Origin of the sequence: Streptomyces sp. G5(2025) (genome assembly GCF_049542075.1) — a bacterium.
GTDB lineage: Bacteria > Actinomycetota > Actinomycetes > Streptomycetales > Streptomycetaceae > Streptomyces.
Genome location: NZ_JBMUZT010000006.1, coordinates 3,089,461 through 3,105,239 on the forward strand (window position 1 = coordinate 3,089,461; position 15,779 = coordinate 3,105,239).

Annotated in this window: 10 protein-coding genes and 1 pseudogene; 7 read left to right on the forward strand and 4 right to left on the reverse strand. The window is 73.1% G+C overall.

Going from position 1 to position 15,779, the window contains the following annotated elements; all coding sequences use genetic code 11:
- The first annotated feature begins 243 nt into the window (after positions 1-243).
- The gene (locus ACOBQB_RS24755) at positions 244-885 is read left to right on the forward strand and encodes a hypothetical protein (protein ID WP_423594345.1); all 642 of its coding nucleotides are present in this window, start codon (positions 244-246) and stop codon (positions 883-885) included.
- Positions 886-990: 105 nt separating this feature from the next.
- Positions 991-2,358: an APC family permease gene (locus tag ACOBQB_RS24760; protein WP_423594347.1), complete on the forward strand. Its 1,368-nt coding sequence runs from the start codon at positions 991-993 to the stop codon at positions 2,356-2,358.
- 261 nt (positions 2,359-2,619) lie between these two features.
- Here ACOBQB_RS24760 and ACOBQB_RS24765 read toward each other — a convergent pair whose 3' ends face one another.
- The 3 genes from ACOBQB_RS24765 to ACOBQB_RS24775 form a co-directional block, all read right to left on the reverse strand.
- On the reverse strand, positions 2,620-3,213 hold the full coding sequence (locus tag ACOBQB_RS24765; protein ID WP_423594348.1) for a hypothetical protein: 594 nt from the start codon (positions 3,211-3,213) through the stop codon (positions 2,620-2,622).
- Positions 3,214-3,304: 91 nt separating this feature from the next.
- Complete coding sequence (locus ACOBQB_RS24770; RefSeq protein WP_423594350.1) at positions 3,305-5,539, reverse strand: ATP-binding protein; 2,235 nt, start codon at positions 5,537-5,539, stop codon at positions 3,305-3,307.
- Positions 5,509-6,843: an AfsR/SARP family transcriptional regulator gene (locus ACOBQB_RS24775; protein ID WP_423594352.1), complete on the reverse strand. Its 1,335-nt coding sequence runs from the start codon at positions 6,841-6,843 to the stop codon at positions 5,509-5,511. The genes ACOBQB_RS24770 and ACOBQB_RS24775 overlap by 31 nt, the downstream gene beginning before the upstream one ends.
- A gap of 218 nt (positions 6,844-7,061) precedes the next feature.
- On the opposite strand from ACOBQB_RS24775, the gene ACOBQB_RS24780 reads away from it, so the two are divergent.
- The 4 genes and pseudogenes from ACOBQB_RS24780 to ACOBQB_RS24795 all read left to right on the forward strand — a co-directional run.
- Positions 7,062-7,913, forward strand: coding sequence for a hypothetical protein (locus ACOBQB_RS24780; RefSeq protein ID WP_423594354.1), 852 nt, complete (start codon positions 7,062-7,064; stop codon positions 7,911-7,913).
- Positions 7,914-7,968: 55 nt separating this feature from the next.
- Positions 7,969-10,218 (forward strand): protein kinase domain-containing protein, encoded by a 2,250-nt coding sequence (locus ACOBQB_RS24785; RefSeq protein ID WP_423594356.1) that lies wholly within the window; start codon positions 7,969-7,971, stop codon positions 10,216-10,218.
- A 2-nt stretch (positions 10,219-10,220) separates the two neighbouring features.
- The gene (locus ACOBQB_RS24790) at positions 10,221-12,482 is read left to right on the forward strand and encodes a protein kinase domain-containing protein (protein ID WP_423598736.1); all 2,262 of its coding nucleotides are present in this window, start codon (positions 10,221-10,223) and stop codon (positions 12,480-12,482) included.
- A gap of 188 nt (positions 12,483-12,670) precedes the next feature.
- Positions 12,671-13,264: pseudogene (locus ACOBQB_RS24795) on the forward strand (transcriptional regulator); the annotation flags it as partial.
- Between the two features lie 78 nt (positions 13,265-13,342).
- On the opposite strand, the gene ACOBQB_RS24800 reads toward ACOBQB_RS24795, so the two are convergent.
- Positions 13,343-14,176 (reverse strand): MurR/RpiR family transcriptional regulator, encoded by an 834-nt coding sequence (locus tag ACOBQB_RS24800; protein WP_423594358.1) that lies wholly within the window; start codon positions 14,174-14,176, stop codon positions 13,343-13,345.
- Between the two features lie 169 nt (positions 14,177-14,345).
- Here ACOBQB_RS24800 and ACOBQB_RS24805 point away from each other — a divergent pair, with 169 nt between their 5' ends.
- Entirely contained in the window at positions 14,346-15,773 is a 1,428-nt protein-coding gene (locus tag ACOBQB_RS24805; RefSeq protein WP_423594360.1) for a purine-cytosine permease family protein, read from the forward strand.
- Positions 15,774-15,779 lie beyond the last annotated feature (6 nt).

Sequence of the window (15,779 nt, forward strand, 5' to 3'; positions counted from 1 at the left end):
CGCCGCACGCCGCTCCAAGCGAACCGGAGAAACAGTTTCTGCTTTGCCCGCGAAAGGATTAACGTTTCCGCTGGGCAAGGCCTGCCGGGACGTCCCATGACCCGTACAGCCTTTGCATGAGAAGCCACCCATGCGATGGCCTCGGGAAAAGGTGAGAACTGGACAAGGACTGCATGATCCCGTCCCTTTTCCGGCTGCCGAGTGCTTCACTTGCCCCTGGGGATTGAAACACCAGGGGGCAAAATGGTTCATGACCCGAACGGTGGGGGGCCGACACCGGCACCACCGACATCACCACCGACACCGGCGCCGCCGAACAACAACGGTATTCCTCGCAGGCGCATCTGGGAGATGCTCGGCGTGGGGGCAGCGGTCGCCGGCGTCGTCATCGGGCTGATCGAGGTCTGGCCGGACCCTGATTTCACGCTCAAAGACTGGAGCAAAGAGGCGAACGCCGCCTGTGCGCAGACCCAGGGGGATCTGGACGAAGCGGCGAGAGACGCCAACGACGCTCTCGCGGGCCTGGACGAGGCGTACACCCAAGGAACGGCGACCCGAGACGATTTCGTCGCCACCGGGAACATGTTCTATAAATTGGCCGGCTTGCAGAACAAGCAGGCAGGGGATCTCAGCAGAATACGCACCCCCGACTCACGCGCCGACGAGACGAAATCGGTGGTCGACGACATGCGCGCGGCCGACCGCACGCTCTATCGGGCGGCGGAGAAGCTGCGCCATGTGGATGTGCAGAACCCGCAGGAGACGTTGCAGGATTTCGACGAGCTGACGCAGTCGTTCAACCGAAAGGCCGATTCCATCAATCAACGCCTGGAGGAACTGGGCGCCCACCACTGCCTGTCGGCAGTGGACGCGCCGTCGTCCTGACGGTCGCCGCCCCAGGCTCTGAGGTTCCTCAACTCGCGCATAGTGACGTGGCTCACGGGCAGACCCTCCCTCCAGAACGTGTTCCCGGTCTCGGGGGAGGCTCCCATGACGGCATCCGGCACACCCGCCACCGCGCCACCGCCCGCCGAGGACGGCGCGCTGCGCCGTGCCATCGGCCCCAAGCTGCTGATCCTCTTCGTGATCGGCGACATCCTCGGCACGGGCATCTACGCCACCACCGGCAAGGTCGCGGGGAAGGTCGGCGGTGCGCTGTGGCTGCCGTTCGCGATCGGGTTCGTGGTGGCGATCCTGACGGCGGCGTCGTACGTCGAACTGGTCGGCAAGTATCCGAAGGCGGCGGGGGCCGCCCTCTACACCCAGAAGGCGTTCAAGACGCCGTTCCTGACCTTCATCATCGCGTTCATGGTGATGTGCTCGGGGCTTTCGTCGGCGAGCGCGGCGGCCCGCGCCTTCAGCGGCGACTACCTCAGCGAACTGACGGGGGACGCGCTGCCGCCGACCCTGATCGCGATCACGTTCATCGTGCTGCTCGCGGCGCTGAACCTGCGGGGCGTCTCGGAGTCCGTGAAGACGAACGTGGTCCTGACGCTCGTAGAACTGACCGGCCTGGCGATCATCCTCGCGATCGGCGCGTACGCCGTACTGTCCGGGGACGGTGAGCCCTCCCGCCTCACCGAATTCGAGGCCGGGGGCGGCACCGGATACGCCCTGATGACCGGCGTCCTCGGCGCGACCGCGCTCGGCTTCTTCGCCTTCGTCGGCTTCGAGGACTCGGTCAACATGGCCGAGGAGACCAAGGACCCGGTGCGGACGTTCCCGCGCGCGATCTTCATCGGCGTCGCGGTGACGGGCACGGTTTATGTTCTGGTGGCGCTGGTCTCGTCCCTCCTCGTCGACTACAAGACGCTCGAAAGCTCCAGCGGCCCGCTCCTGGAGGTCGTCAAGGCGGGCGGCGTCGACTTCCCGCACAAACTCTTCGCGCTGATCGCGCTGTTCGCGGTCACCAACTCGGCGCTCATCAACATCATGATGGCCTCCCGGCTCTGCTACGGCATGGCCAACGAACGCATCCTGCCGCGCGCCATGGGCCGCGTCCTCGCGCGGCGCCGCACGCCCGTCGTCGGCATCGTCTTCGTCTCGCTGCTCGCGATCGGCCTGGTCACGACGGGCGAGATCGAGGGCCTCGGCGACACGACGGCGTTCCTGCTCCTGTGCGTCTTCGCGGTGGTCAACGTGGCGGTGCTGGTCCTGCGCCGCGACCGCGTGGACCACGCCCACTTCCGCACGCCTACGGCCCTGCCGGTCCTCGGCGCGATCACGGCCCTGATCCTCGCGAGCCCGCTCGCCGACCGCCCGGCGGAGGTCTACATCCGCGCGGGCGTCCTGCTCGCGATCGGCGTGGCGCTGTGGGCGGTCAACAAGGTGGTGCTGAAGGCGCGGGGCGAGGAGTAGCCGCTACCGCGCCGCTATGGAGGTGCGGCGCCGCGCCCCGCCGGGCGCGGCGTCACCCGCGGCCGGGCCCGTGGTGCGGTGGGCCCGGATGGCCTTGCCGTGCGGGGCGCCCGCGCCTGCGGCGAGGAGTGACGCTCAGCGCCCCACGCCGGGCCCGTCGTGCGGTACGCCCGCAGGCCTTGTCCGCCGGGGCGCCCGCGCCGTGGCCCAGCCAGGCGGCCTTCACGCACTACAGCCCGCGCCTGCGGCGAGGGGTGACGCTCAGCGCCCCGCACCGACAGCGCCCGCGCGGCGCCGTGCCCCGCCCGGCGCCGCGTCGCCCGCCGCCGGACCCGTCGTGCGGTACGCCTGGACGGTCTTGCCCGCCGGGGCGCCCGCGCCGCGGCCGAGCCAGTCGACGCGTACCCACAGGAGTACGTCGCCATCCTGCTCGCGGCGGCCCAGGCGGGTGGCCTTCGCCCAGAGGCCGGTGCCCGCGCCCGCGAGGACGGCGCCGCCGGCCACGGGCACCAGGAAGGCTCCGGCGAGCGCGGCGAGGAAGGCGGCGGCGAGCCACCACCGGTGCCCGCGCCGCCAGTTGCGCACGGTCACGGCACGGCTCTGGAGCACGTCGTGCTTCCCGGCGCGGGTCGCCCCGCGGGCCAGGGCGTCGTAACGCTTCATACGGGCGTACGCGACGACGGCGGCCGTCACGAGGAACAGCGCGGCCCCGGCGAGCGCGCCGATGCGCCGCCCGGTGAGCCCGTCCGGGAGCGCCCCGACACCGGCGGCGGCCACCCCGAGCCACCACAGGGGCGCGGCCCCCGCCCGTACGACCACCGGCACTCTCGCCAGGCCATGTCCACCGCGGCCCATGTCGCCTCCTCCTGCGCCTCCGCTGCTTCGGCGCAGGAGGATAGCGGCGGAATCTGAGGAGAGGGTGAGAGGAACGGATGAACGGGGGCCCTCAGGGTGCCAAGGACCGGGCCAGGTGGAACTGCCGCTCGGCCTCCGCCGGGTGGCCGGCCGCCGCGTAGGTGCGGCCGAGGCGGTGGCGGACCTCCCTCTCCAGGGGTCTGCTGGTGTGCTCGGTGAGGGTGGCGAGAGCCTCGCGTTGCAGGGTGATGGCCAGCGGCAGGTCCCCGAGGCCGTGTTCGGCGGCGCCGAGCAGGGACAGGCTCGTCGCCCGCAGTTGCAGATCGCCGACCTCCAGGGCCAGCTCCGCCGCACGGCGCGTCAGGTCCTTCACCTCGGTGTGCCGGCCGAGCGCCAGATGGGCCTCGGCGGTGAAGCACAGGGTCTTGCTGATCATCCTGGGGCGGCCGATCTTCTCGGCGAAGGTGAGGGAGACGGCGTAGTACGTGAGCGCTTCCCCATGCCGTCCCTGCTGGTCGTGGAGGGCGCCGAGGTTGCAGCTGGACATGCCGGCCAGCCAGTCGTCGTCGAGCCGGGCCGCCAGCTCCATGACCTCGCTCAGGTGGGCGGCCGCCTCCGGGAAGCGGCCCATCGCCCGCTCCGCGGCGCCCATACCGGCGGTCGCGCGGGCCTGTTCGCGCAGGTCGCCTTGGTGGCGGGCGAGGCGCAGCGCGTCGGTGCACCAGGCGTGCGCCTGCGGGAAACGCGCCTGGTAGATGTCCGCGATGGCCAGGCAGTTGCGCAGGGAGGACGGCATCCGCCGGTCGTCGGCCAGGTCGGCGCTGGGCAGCGCGAGCTCCAGGGCGGAACGGCATTCGTGGTAGCGGCCCTGGCGGACCAGCGGGTCGACCAGGGACTCGGCGATCCAACAGGCGTGGTCGTGCTGCCCGGTGGCCGCCGCGAAAGCGACCACGTCGAGGAGTTGCCCGCCCGCGCCCTCCAGCCACGCGTCGGCCTCCCGCCAGTCGCGGAAGGGCGAGCGGGAGACGTCGGGGCCGGTCGGGAAGCCTTCGGGCCCCCAGTCGCTGGCGATGCGGCCGGCGGCCGTGTACAGGTGCAGCACGGCGGCGCGGTCCCCGGCGGCCTCTTCGGGCACGGTGGCGGCGAGGCGGCGCGTGTGGTCGCGTACGAGATCGTGCAGCCGGTAGCGACCGGGGCGCGGTTGTTGGAGCAGGCTCGCGTCGACCAGGCTCTCCAGGAGGTCCTCGGTGTCGTGCAGCGGGCTGCCCAGCATGACGGCGGGGGCGAGCCCGTCGAAGTCGGCGGTCGGCGTCTGGCCCAACGCCCTGAAGACGCGCCGCAGTTCGGGGGCCAGCAGGTCGTAGGAGACCCGGAAGGCGGCTTCCACGCTGCGGTCCTCCGCCCGCAGCTCGCCCAGGCGGCGTTCGTCGTCCGACAGCCGGCCGACCAGGTGGGCCAGGGTCCAGGACGGGCGGTTCTGGAGCCGGGCCCCGGCGATCCGCAGCGCCAGGGGGAGACCGCCGCAGCGGCGGGCGAGTTCCCGCGCGGCCCGCGGTTCCTGTTCGGCGCGGGTCTCGCCGAGGAGGCGGGTGAGCAGGGTGACCGCCTCGCCCGTGTCCAGCGGCTCCACGGTGAGGCGCCGGTCGGCGTCGAGGCCGGGCAGGCGCTGGCGGCCGGCGACGAGGACCCGGCTGCCCGGGCCCGCGGGCAGCAGAGGGCGTACCTGTTCCGCGCTGCGGGCGTCGTCCACGACGAGCAGCAGCCGCAGGGAGCTGGTGGCCGCCCGCCAGGCGGTGACCAACTCGGGGAGTTCGCCGGGCAGTTCGTCGCCGACGCCGTTGACGGAACGGAGCAGCCGGTGCAGTGCGCGCTGCGGGCGCAGGCTCTCGTGGGGGGCGCCGTGCGTGTGCAGGTCCACGAACAGGCAGCCGTCCGGGTACTGCTCGTGCAACGTCCAGGCGGCGCGGACCAGCAGGGCGGTCTTACCGACGCCCGCCGTGCCGTCCACGGCGGCCACGGAGACGGAACCGGGGTCCACGGGGGCGGTGAGCAGGCCGAGTTCCCCCTCCCGGCCGATGAGCCAGGGGATGTCACCGGGGAGTTCGTTGCGGCGGGGCCGTGAGGGGGGCGGAGGCTCGGGCGCCGGGGGTGGGGGCGGGGTGGTTGCCGGGGGCGGGGCCTGGGGGGCGGCCGCCGGGGGTGATGTCGTCGCGGCGGCCGGGGGTGATGCCGTCGCGGCGGCCAGGGGCGGGGCGGCAGCCGAGAGCGGGGCAGCCGAGGGCGGCGACTGGGCCGCTACCGGGGACGGTACCGGGGCGGCAGCCAAGGGCGGCGCCTGGACGGCTCCCCGGGGTGGCGCCGGGGCGGCCACCGAAGGCGGCACCTGGGCAGCGGCCGGGAGCGACGCGTGGGCGGCAACCGGGAGCGACGCCGGGACGGCAACCGAAGGCGGTACCGGGACGGCAACCGAGGGCGACACCTCGACGGCGGCCGAAGGCGAGGCCGGGGCGGCAGCCGACGGCGACGCCGGGGCAGCAGCCGACGGCGACACCTCGACGGCAACCGAAGGCGAGGCCGGGGCGGCAGCCGGGAGCGACGCCGGGGCGGCAGCCGACGGCGACACCTCGGCGGCAACCGAAGGCGAGGCCGGGGCGGCAGCCGGGAGCGACGCCGGGGCGGCAGCCGACGGCGGCACCTGGGCGGCGGCAGCCGAAAAAGCGGCGCCGGCCCGGCAGGCGAAGGTGGTGCCTCGGCGGTGGCCGTGCCTGAGCCGTCGGGTGACGGTGGCCGACCGAGCAGCGTCGTGTCGTCCCGGCGCAGTACGCCTTGGTGTACTCGGCGCAGTTCGTCACCGGGCTCCACGCCCAGCTCGCCGCGGAGCCGGTCACGGGTCTCCCGGTAGACGGCGAGCGCCTCGGCCTGCCGGCCGCTGCCGTACAGGGCGCGCATCCGCAGGGCGGCGAGTGGTTCGTCGTGCGGATGCGCCGAAGGGATGGCCGGCAGCGCGTCCAGCGCGTCCAGCGCCTCCGCGTACCGGCCCAAGAGGACCAGGCACTCCGCCCGCTCCTGGTGGAGGGTGCGCCGCTGCCGGGTGAGACGCTGCCGCTCGGCGTCGGCGAGCGGGCCGGGCAGGCCGGCCAGCGGCTCCCCGCGGAACCGGCTCAGCGCCCGCGTACAGCCCCCGAGGGCGGCGGCGAGGTCGCCGGCGGTCCGCGCGCCGCGTATGGAGGCGGCATCGGCGGCCACCTCCCTGACGTCGGTGCAGGCTTGGCCCGGCAGGCAGACGAAGCGGTAGCCGCCGCGCTCACCGCGGATCACGGACGCGGCGGGGCCGGTGCCGGGCGCGTCCAGTGCCTTGCGCAGGGGGTAGACGTAGCTGGGCAGGACCCGGCGGCCCGTGCCCGGGGGTTCGAGTCCCCATACGTCGTCCAGGAGTTGCTGATGGGTGACGAGCGTCTCCGCCCGCAGCACCAGGGCGGCCAGCACGGCCTGGCGTCGTACGGGCCCGAGTTCGAGCGGCACCTCGCCGCGGTGCCCGCTGACCGGGCCGAGCAAGGAGAGGCGCAGCCGGTCCGCGGCGCCCTCCGTACCGGTCGCGCCCGCTCTCTTGTCCCCCGTGTTCGCACTCACTCCGAAGTTCCCCCGGTGTCCTCGTAGTTGGCCATGCCCAGGCGTACCCAGGCGTACCCAGGCGCACTTCGGCGTCCTCAGGCGCGCTCAGGCGTCCTCAGCGGTGGTCGCGTCCGCTGCTTCACCAGAATTTCATCGCCATTGCAGTGTCTCGCGAGAGGGTACGGCGCGTCGTGTCCGCTCCCGAGGGCGTACCCCGTAGGAAAGCGAGCTGTTCCGTGAGTGAGAACCCACAGGTGGACCCACGGCAAGGCTTCGGCCAGGCGCCGCCCCCGGTGCCCGGCCAGGCGCCGCCGCCCGTCCCGCCGCAGGCGCCGGACGCGCCTTCGGCCTGGTCACAGCCGGTTCCGCCGGGTGGTCCCGGCGGCTTCGACGGCCCCGGCGGCCCGGGCCCGCGCGGTGGCCGTTCGCGCGGCTGGCTGATCGGCGGCGCGGCGGCGCTCGCCGTGGCCGTGATCGTCGGGGTGGTCGTCGTCACGTCGGGAGACGACGACAGCAAGGGCGGCAGCGCAGCGGCCGAGCCAGGTGTGCCGGACGGCGGACCGGAAGGCGCCGCCAAGCCCAAGGCCCCCTCCGCGGGCAAGGCGTTCACCAAGGTGCCCAAGGGGTGTGAGCTGATCAAGCCGGCCACCATCGCGAAGATCGCGCCCGGCGCCGAATGCAAGCCCAGCTTCACGGACGACGCGGACACGTCCATGATGATCAGCAGGATGCCGCGGTGGGAGCACCCCGGCTACGGCGGCGACTATCAGAGCCTGGACGTGAGCCTCACGGTCGGCGCGAACGTCAAGGGCCAGTACGACCTCAAGAAGCGGGGTGTTCTCAGGGCGGTCGCGGGGACGGTGGAGGACCCCCATTCCGTCAACGGGATCGGCCAGGAGGCCTTCGCCGCTCACCACGTCGACTCCAAGGGCGGGTCGCTGACGTACGCCAAGGTGGTCGTCCGCGAGGGCAACGCCGCACTCGCAGTGGACCTCGTCTACAGCCAGGACACCTCCGACCTCACCCGCGAGCAGGCGGAGGACACCATCATCACCGCCGCCCGTGACGTGCTCGCCTCGATGAGCTGACCGCCGCGACGACGACGTGCACACACATCCCTGCGCGGGCGGCGACCCCACGGCCGTGCGACCGACGACGCCGACGTCGACGCCGACCACTGTGCCGCAGCCGCCACAGCCGCCACAGCCGCCGGGCCAGGGTCCCCGGCCCCGGAGTCCCGCCCGCATCGGCCCCTACGAGGTCTTCCAGCTCCTCGGCGAAGGCGGCATGGGCAGGGTCTTCCTGGCCAGGTCCCCGGGGTCGCGGCTGGTCGCCCTGAAAGTCATCCGGCCCGAGTACGCGGAGGCACCGAACTTCCGCGGGCGTTTCCGGCGCGAGGCCGAGGCCGCGCGCCGCGTGAGCGGCTTCTTCACCCCGCCGGTGCTCGACGCGGACGCCGACGCCCCCCAGCCCTGGCTGGCCACGGCCTACGTCCCCGCGCCGTCCCTGCACGACGTCGTACGCCGCTTCGGCGTGCTGCCCGAGGCGGCCCTGCGGGCCCTTGGCACCGGCCTCGCGGAGGCGCTGCCGGCCATTCACGGCGCCGGGATCGTCCACCGCGACCTCAAGCCCGGCAACGTACTCGTCACCGAGGACGGGCCCCGCGTCATCGACTTCGGCATCAGCAGCGCGGTGGACGCCACCCAGGTGACACGGACGGGCGCCGTGATGGGCACGCCCGGGTTCATGGCACCCGAGCAGATCGTGTCGAGCCGCGACGCCGGACCGGCGGCCGACCTCTTCTCCCTGGGCTGCGTCCTGGTCTTCGCGGCCACCGGGCAGGGCCCCTTCGGCTCCGGTGGGACGGCGGAGATCCTCTACCGGGCCGTCCACCATCCGCCACAACTGGACGGCGTGCCAACGGCGTTGCGCCCCCTGATCGGCGCCTGCCTGGACAAGGACCCCGCCCGCAGGCCGCCCGCCGCGTCGGTGCTGGCCGCGCTGGGCGCCGCCGACCCCGCCGCGCTGCTCACGGAGGGTCTGCGGGAGGACCTGGCGCGACGGCAGGCACACGCCGCCGCCCTGGTGGCCGCGCCGCCCGTGCCCATGACGCCCCTCGCGCCGCCCGACGTCACCGCCCCCGGCGGGCCGAGTCGCCGCAGGTTCCTGTGGATCGCCGCGGCCGGTACGACCGTCGCGGCGGGCGGAGGCGTGGCGGCGCTCACCGGCTGGCGGTCGAAGCCCGGCGAGAACAAGGCCCCGGGCGGCGGCGAGGGCTCCACCGGCCGCCCCGAACGCAAGGTCCCGGCCGGCCCCGAGCCGCACTGGACGGCCCCGCTGAAGAAGCTGGAGAGCGCGGAACTCCACCTTCTCGGCGACACGTTGGTGCACTGGGAGCAGAGACGCGCGATCGCCTACGACACCGCCACCGGGAAGCAGAGCTGGACGGGTTCGCCGCGCCTGCCCTCCGACGTCTCGACCGACCCGAAGTGGCTGGGCGTACGCGGATCACTGCTCTTCGCCGCGGCCTGGAGCGGCGAGCGCGGCTATCTCCTCGGCGTCGACGCCGCGGGCAAGCAGAAGTTCGCGCACACGGTCACCGAGCAGGGCACCGACGCCCGGTCCACCGGCTTCGCCGACTTCGTCGACAGCATCCAGTCGGTCGCCGGTTCGGTCGCGGTCGTCGGCACCAGTGGCGACAAGGGGTATGGGGTGCTCGCCGTCGACCTGGGCTCGGGCAAGGTGCTGTGGTCGCGCGCGGTCAATGGCAGCGACTTCCAGGCGTACGCCGACGGGGGCCTCTGTTTCCTCCAGGACAACGGCACGCTCCGTGGCCTCGGCCTGCGTTCGGGCGCCGAGCGGTGGAAGGTGCGGGACGTCGTCAAGCCCGGCGCCTATCCGCACCTGTCCACCGACGGCGAAACCCTGCTCGTGACCAGTACGAAGGCGCAGGCGTTCCGCGTCACGGACGGCAAGAAGCTGTGGACCGCCGTCAACGAGACGACCACGATCAGCGCGGCCAGAGTGCGGGGCGGACGGGCCTATCTGTACGACGGTCCGGGCACCGTATTCGCCCTGGACATGCGCGGTGGTGAGCAGGTGTGGCACACCGCGAGCCCGGTGGGCCTGACGACCACCGGCGGCGCGCGGGACCAGGGCCCCGCCGTCTCCGCGTCCGTGGTGGCCATCGCCACGTACGCCGGCGGCGACGTCCCGGGGTTCATCGTCCTGCGCGCCTCCGACGGCAAGCCGCTCTGGGCCCACCGGCCCTCCGGCGGCAAGGCCGACGCCAAGGCCGGGGGCAAGAACCCCTGGCTGCTCCAGGCCTCCGGCAGCACCCTCTTCGCCGCGTCCGAGACCACCCTCCACGCCTTCCGGAGCGACACACCGTGACCATGCCACCCGCACCGCCACCGATGCCGCCGACCACACCGGACCCGTCCACACCGGCTCCGTCCACACCGCCGCCGGCCGCCTCCACCGCCACCTCCATCGGCCCCTACCGGGTGATCCGGGAACTCGGCGCGGGCGGCATGGGCCGCGTCCACCTCGCCGCGTCGCGCAGCGGCCGTGCCGTGGCCGTGAAGGTCGTACGTCCCGAACTGGCCGCCGACCCCGACTTCCGCCGCCGTTTCAAGGCCGAGGTCGACGCCGCCCGCGCGGTCTCAGGGGCCTTCACGGCGCCGGTCGTGGACGCCGACCCGGAGGGCCCGCAGCCGTGGCTGGCCACCGCGTACATCCCCGGCCCCTCCCTCGCCGACGCCCTGGGCGCCCACGGGCCCATGCCCGAGGCCACCTTGCGCGTTCTCGGCGGCGGCCTCGCGGAGGCGCTGGCCGCGATCCACCGCGCCGGGCTCATCCACCGCGACCTCAAGCCGTCCAACATCCTGCTGACCCTCGACGGCCCCCGGGTCATCGACTTCGGCATCAGCCGGGCCGTCGACGGAACGGTGCTCACCGCCGAGGGCCAGGTCGCGGGATCGCCCGGCTTCATGTCGCCCGAGCAGTCACGCGGGGGCGAACTGACGCCCGCGAGCGACGTGTTCGCCTTCGGCGCGGTGCTGGCCTTCGCCGCCACCGGCGTACCGCCCTTCGGCACCGGCGCGGTCCACGCGCTGCTCTACCGTGCCGCGTACGAAGAGCCGCAGCTGGCCGGCGTCCCGCACGCCCTGCTCGGCATCGTCGCCGCGTGCCTCGACAAGGACCCCGCCCGCCGCCCCACCGTTGGGCAGCTCCAGTCCTGGCTGCGTCCGGAGACCACCGCGGGCTGGCTCGGCGCGGTCGAGCTCCAGGTGACGGAGGACCAGCGCACGCTCCAGGGCGCGCTGCGCGCCCCGCTGTTCAGCCGCCGCCGGCTGCTGTTCGGCGGCGCGGCACTCGCCGTGACCGCGGCGGCCGGGGGCACCGCCTGGTGGCTGCGCTCGGGCGGCCAGGACGGCGGGGGCACGGCCGCCACCCCGCCCGAACTCGACTGGACCGAGGAACTTCCGCAGCCCGGCATGTTCCTGCACACGGTGACCCGGTCCACGCTGCTGTGCGCGGCGAGGACCTCCGGCGCCTGCTTCGACCGGCGCACCGGCAAGCTGCTGTGGAAGGACCTCGGCGGCCAGAACACCGACGCCCGCGCGGACGACAAGCGCGTCTACACGGTACGCACCGACGGCAAGGTGCACGCCTTCGACGGCCGTTCGGGCAAGAAGCTGTGGGACGTGCCCCCGGTCGGCGACAGCGCTCCCGAGCTGGAATTCACGGACGGCAGGCTGGTCGTGACCAGGAGCGGCGGACGGTTCCGGGCCCTGGAGGCGTCGAGCGGTGACGTGCGGTGGACCTCGCGCGACAAGGAAGACGTCAGCATGATCATCGGCGCCACCCCGGCGGGCGCGCTGCTCGCCTGGGGCGGCACGTCGAAGGAGATACCGGGCGCGATGCTCAGGGGCTACTCCGCCCTGGACCGGGAGACGGGCAAGCGCGTGTGGACGAGGGACCTCGTCACCCTGGACCCGACGGACAAGGACATGGGCGCAGGCAAGGACAAAGGCGAGGGCAAGGGCACAGGCACAGGCACAGGCAAGAGCAAGGTGCTCTACGGCATCGCCGCCGACATGAAGCTGCTCGCCCTAGACCCCGACGACGGCAGGACCCTGTGGAGCGAGCCCACCGAACTCCCGCCGACGAACAGCGAGATCCTCGGCTGGTCGGGGTCCATGAGCCTGCTCGGCGACGTCCTGTTCTGCTACCCCAGCACGGCCTTCCAGGGCTCGACCCGCGGCCTGCTCGCCGCGTTCGACCCCACGTCCGGCAAGGCCCTGTGGTCGGTGGAGACCGCCGCCCGCGGCAACCGCGGGTTCGCACGCGCCGGTGCGACCGTCTGCTACCTGGACAAGAAGGTCCTGTACGGCCTCGACGCCAAGACCGGCGCGAAACGCTGGACGGCGGGGGCGGGCGTGGACGACCTCGCCTTCCTCGGCGCTCTGCGCGGCCTCTTCCTCGCGGCGGGCAAGAAGGGCCTGTACGCCTTCCACGCCGACACCGGCAAGCAAGTCTGGCACCACAAGGCCACCGGCGGCTCCGGTTCCTGGACGGCGCAGGTCATGGGCGACGATCTCTACGCCACCTGGTCCGGCAAGCTCTTCCGCTTCGCCGTGCCGGAGGCGTAGCGGGGCTCCGACGGGGAGCCGCCGCTCAGCCGACTCCCCTCAGCGCGGCCCGCACGGCCGCGCCGCGCCACCTACGGCGACGGGGTCCCTGGGCTGTGGCTCTGCCCCCGCCCGCGCCCGACGCCACTCGGGGCACAGCGCCTCACCCGCCACCGGCAGGAAGAGTCGCGGCTGGGTGTGCGCGCCCGCGCACTGCGGCGAAAGCCATGGAGCTGGCCGACGCCGCAGCCGCCGCCTCACCGAAGGCCGGGCCCCGACTGCGGGCGTTCCTCGTGGGCCGGCAGGCGCATGCCGCCGCGCAGATCAGGGATCGTTCGGGCGCGCTGCGGTATATCCGGGAGGCGCAGGCGGCCATGGAACGCGCGGAGTCGCGCGGCAAGGCGTTCGGTTCGTACGATCCCGCGGCTCTCAACTACCACATCAGCCAGGTGCGTTATGAACTCGGTGATGTCTCCGGCGCCATCGAGGCCATGCAGGAGTCGGACAAGGTGCGCTACAGCGTCTACCGCCGCGCCCGCGTACGGCACCGCGCCACGCTGGCTGAGCGCCAACTGGAGATCGGCCACCTGGAAGCCGCCTGCGCCACCTGGCACCAGGCCCTCGACGACTACCCCATGGTGCAGTCGGGCCGCGCCGACGACCGGATCAGAACCATGTTCGGCCTCCTGCGGCCCCACCGGAAGAACGCCACCGCTCGGGGCCTCTACGACCGGGCGCGGACGGTCGCGCCCTCTTCCCTGGCGGGTGTCGGCACGCTCGGCTCACCTTCTCGAAGTGCCTGACGGCTCGCTGCTGCTGGACTACTGACCGCCGCAGCGGGGCCGCCCCAGGGCCACGAACCGTTCACCCATAAGCGCGGCTCACTCCACGAACAGCCCCCGCGCCGCCGCCCCCGCGTCGAACTCCTCCAGGCGGGCCTGCGCGTCCGGGAGGCCGTCGCACATGGACTCCAGGAGGACGCGGCCCAGGAGCATCGGGGCGCAGGCCGTGTCGAAGGCCAGGCCTGTGCCGACGGCGGCCGGGAGCAGGAGGTGGGAGTACGTCGCCACCGGGGCGAACGGGGAGTCCGCCACCGTGACCACCGTCAGGCCCGCCTCCCTCGCGTGGGCCAGCGCGTCGACGACCTCCCGGGGGTGGCGCGGCAGCGCGAAGCAGAGGAGGGCCGTGGCGCCCGCGCGGACCGCCGCGTCGATGCGGTCGGTCAGCATCGTGCCGCCCTCGTGGAGGAGGCGTACGTCGGGGTGGACCTTGGCGGCGAAGTACGCGAAGCCGTACGCCTGGGAGGCCGCGGCCCGCAGGCCGAGGACGAGGAGGGGGCGGGAGGCGGCGAGGAGGCGGCCCGCCCGCTCCACCGGCCCGGGGTCGGCGAGGGCCTCCGCCAGGTGCCGGAGGTTCTGGATCTCCGCCTCGACCGCCTGCTGGTATTCGTTGAGGGAGTCCGCCGCGGCCGCCTCGGCGGGTGCCACGTCCCGCAGGTGCTTGCGCAGCGCCGGGTAGCCGTCGAAGCCCAGCGCGACCGCGAAGCGGGTGACCGAGGGCTGGCTGACCCCGGCCAGTTCCGCCAGTTCGACGCTGGAGAGGAAGGGGACGTCCGCCGCCCGCCGCACCATGCAGTGCGCGATGCGCCGCTGCGTGGGCGTGAGCCGGTGCCCTTCGAAGAGCACCTGCAGCCGTGCCGCAGGACTGTCGGTCATGCCGTCCCCTCTTGTTCGGTCGGTGAGCCGGCCATGGGCCACCCGTGGACCACCCATGGCCACCCATGGCCACCCATGGTCCACCTATTGACAATCTATTCAGTCTGCGTGGACTGTGCATGACGTTATACAGGAGGGCACCCGGCACACCCGTAGGGAGTCGCGCGTCATGGCAGCTGAAGACCTGGTGGAGCGGCGCTCCATCGACGTCGTCCCGGACGACGAACGGCACGGCACGGCGTTCAGCCAGTTCACGCTCTGGCTCGGCGCCAACCTCCAGATCACCGCGGTCGTCACGGGCGCCCTCGCCGTCGTCTTCGGCGGCGACGTGGTGTGGTCGCTCGTCGGCCTCGTCCTCGGCAATCTGCTGGGCGGCGCGGTGATGGCCCTGCACTCGGCGCAGGGCCCGAAGCTGGGCCTGCCGCAGATGATCCAGTCGCGGGCCCAGTTCGGCGTGAAGGGCGCGGTCGTCCCGCTGCTCCTCGTCATCCTCATGTACGTCGGGTTCTTCGCGAGCGGCAGCGTCCTCGCCGGGCAGGCCACGGCCGAGCTGACGCACACGGACGACACCACCGGCATCGTGCTCTTCGCCGTCGTCACGGCGGTCATGGCTGCGGTCGGCTACCGCGTCATCCACGCGCTCGGCCGAGTCGCGAGCGTGATCTGCGCGCTCGCGTTCGTCTACCTCGGCTTCCGGCTCGTCGACCGCGTGGACGTCTCCGCCCTGCTGAGCGACGCCCACTTCGACCTGCCGATGTTCCTGCTCGCCGTCTCCCTCTCGGCGTCCTGGCAGCTCGCCTTCGGGCCGTACGTGGCGGATTACTCGCGCTATCTGCCGCGTACGACATCCGGGAAGGCCACCTTCTGGTGGACCCTGTCGGGGTCGGCGATCGGCTCGCAGTGGTCCATGACCTTCGGGGTGCTCGTCGCGGCGAACGCGGGGGACGCCTTCCTCGCCCACCAGGTCGGCTATGTCGTCGGCCTCGGCGGCACCGGCCTGATCGCCTCCTTCCTGTACTTCGTGATCGCGCTCGGCAAGCTGACCATCAACGTGCTCAACACCTACGGCGGCTTCATGTCGATGGTGACGAGCGTCAGCGGCTTCCGCGGCCTGAAGGTGCTCGGGCCGCGCGGGCGCGCCGCGTACATCGCCGTGATCATGGTGGCGGGCACGACCGTGGCCCTGCTGGGCAAGGACAGCTTCCTGACGTCCTTCAAGGATTTCCTGCTGTTCCTGCTGACCTTCTTCACGCCGTGGTCGGCGATCAACCTCGTCGACTACTACCTGATCTCCCGCGAGCGCTACGACATCCCGGCGCTCTTCGACCCGCACGGCCGCTACGGCGCCTGGCGCTGGGACGCCCTCGTCGTCTACGGCGTCGGGCTCCTCGCCCAGCTCCCCTTCCTCGTCACGCACTTCTACACGGGCCCGCTCGTCGAGCCGCTGGGCGGCGCCGACATCTCGTGGATCGTAGGGCTTGTGGTGCCCGCGGCGCTGTACTGGACGCTGGCGCGGCGCGGTGCCGGGACACCAGGGGCCGGCCCCCGGCAGGAAAGGGGGGTTAGCCCCACCGCCGACGAGGCTCCGGCCCCGTAACGTAGG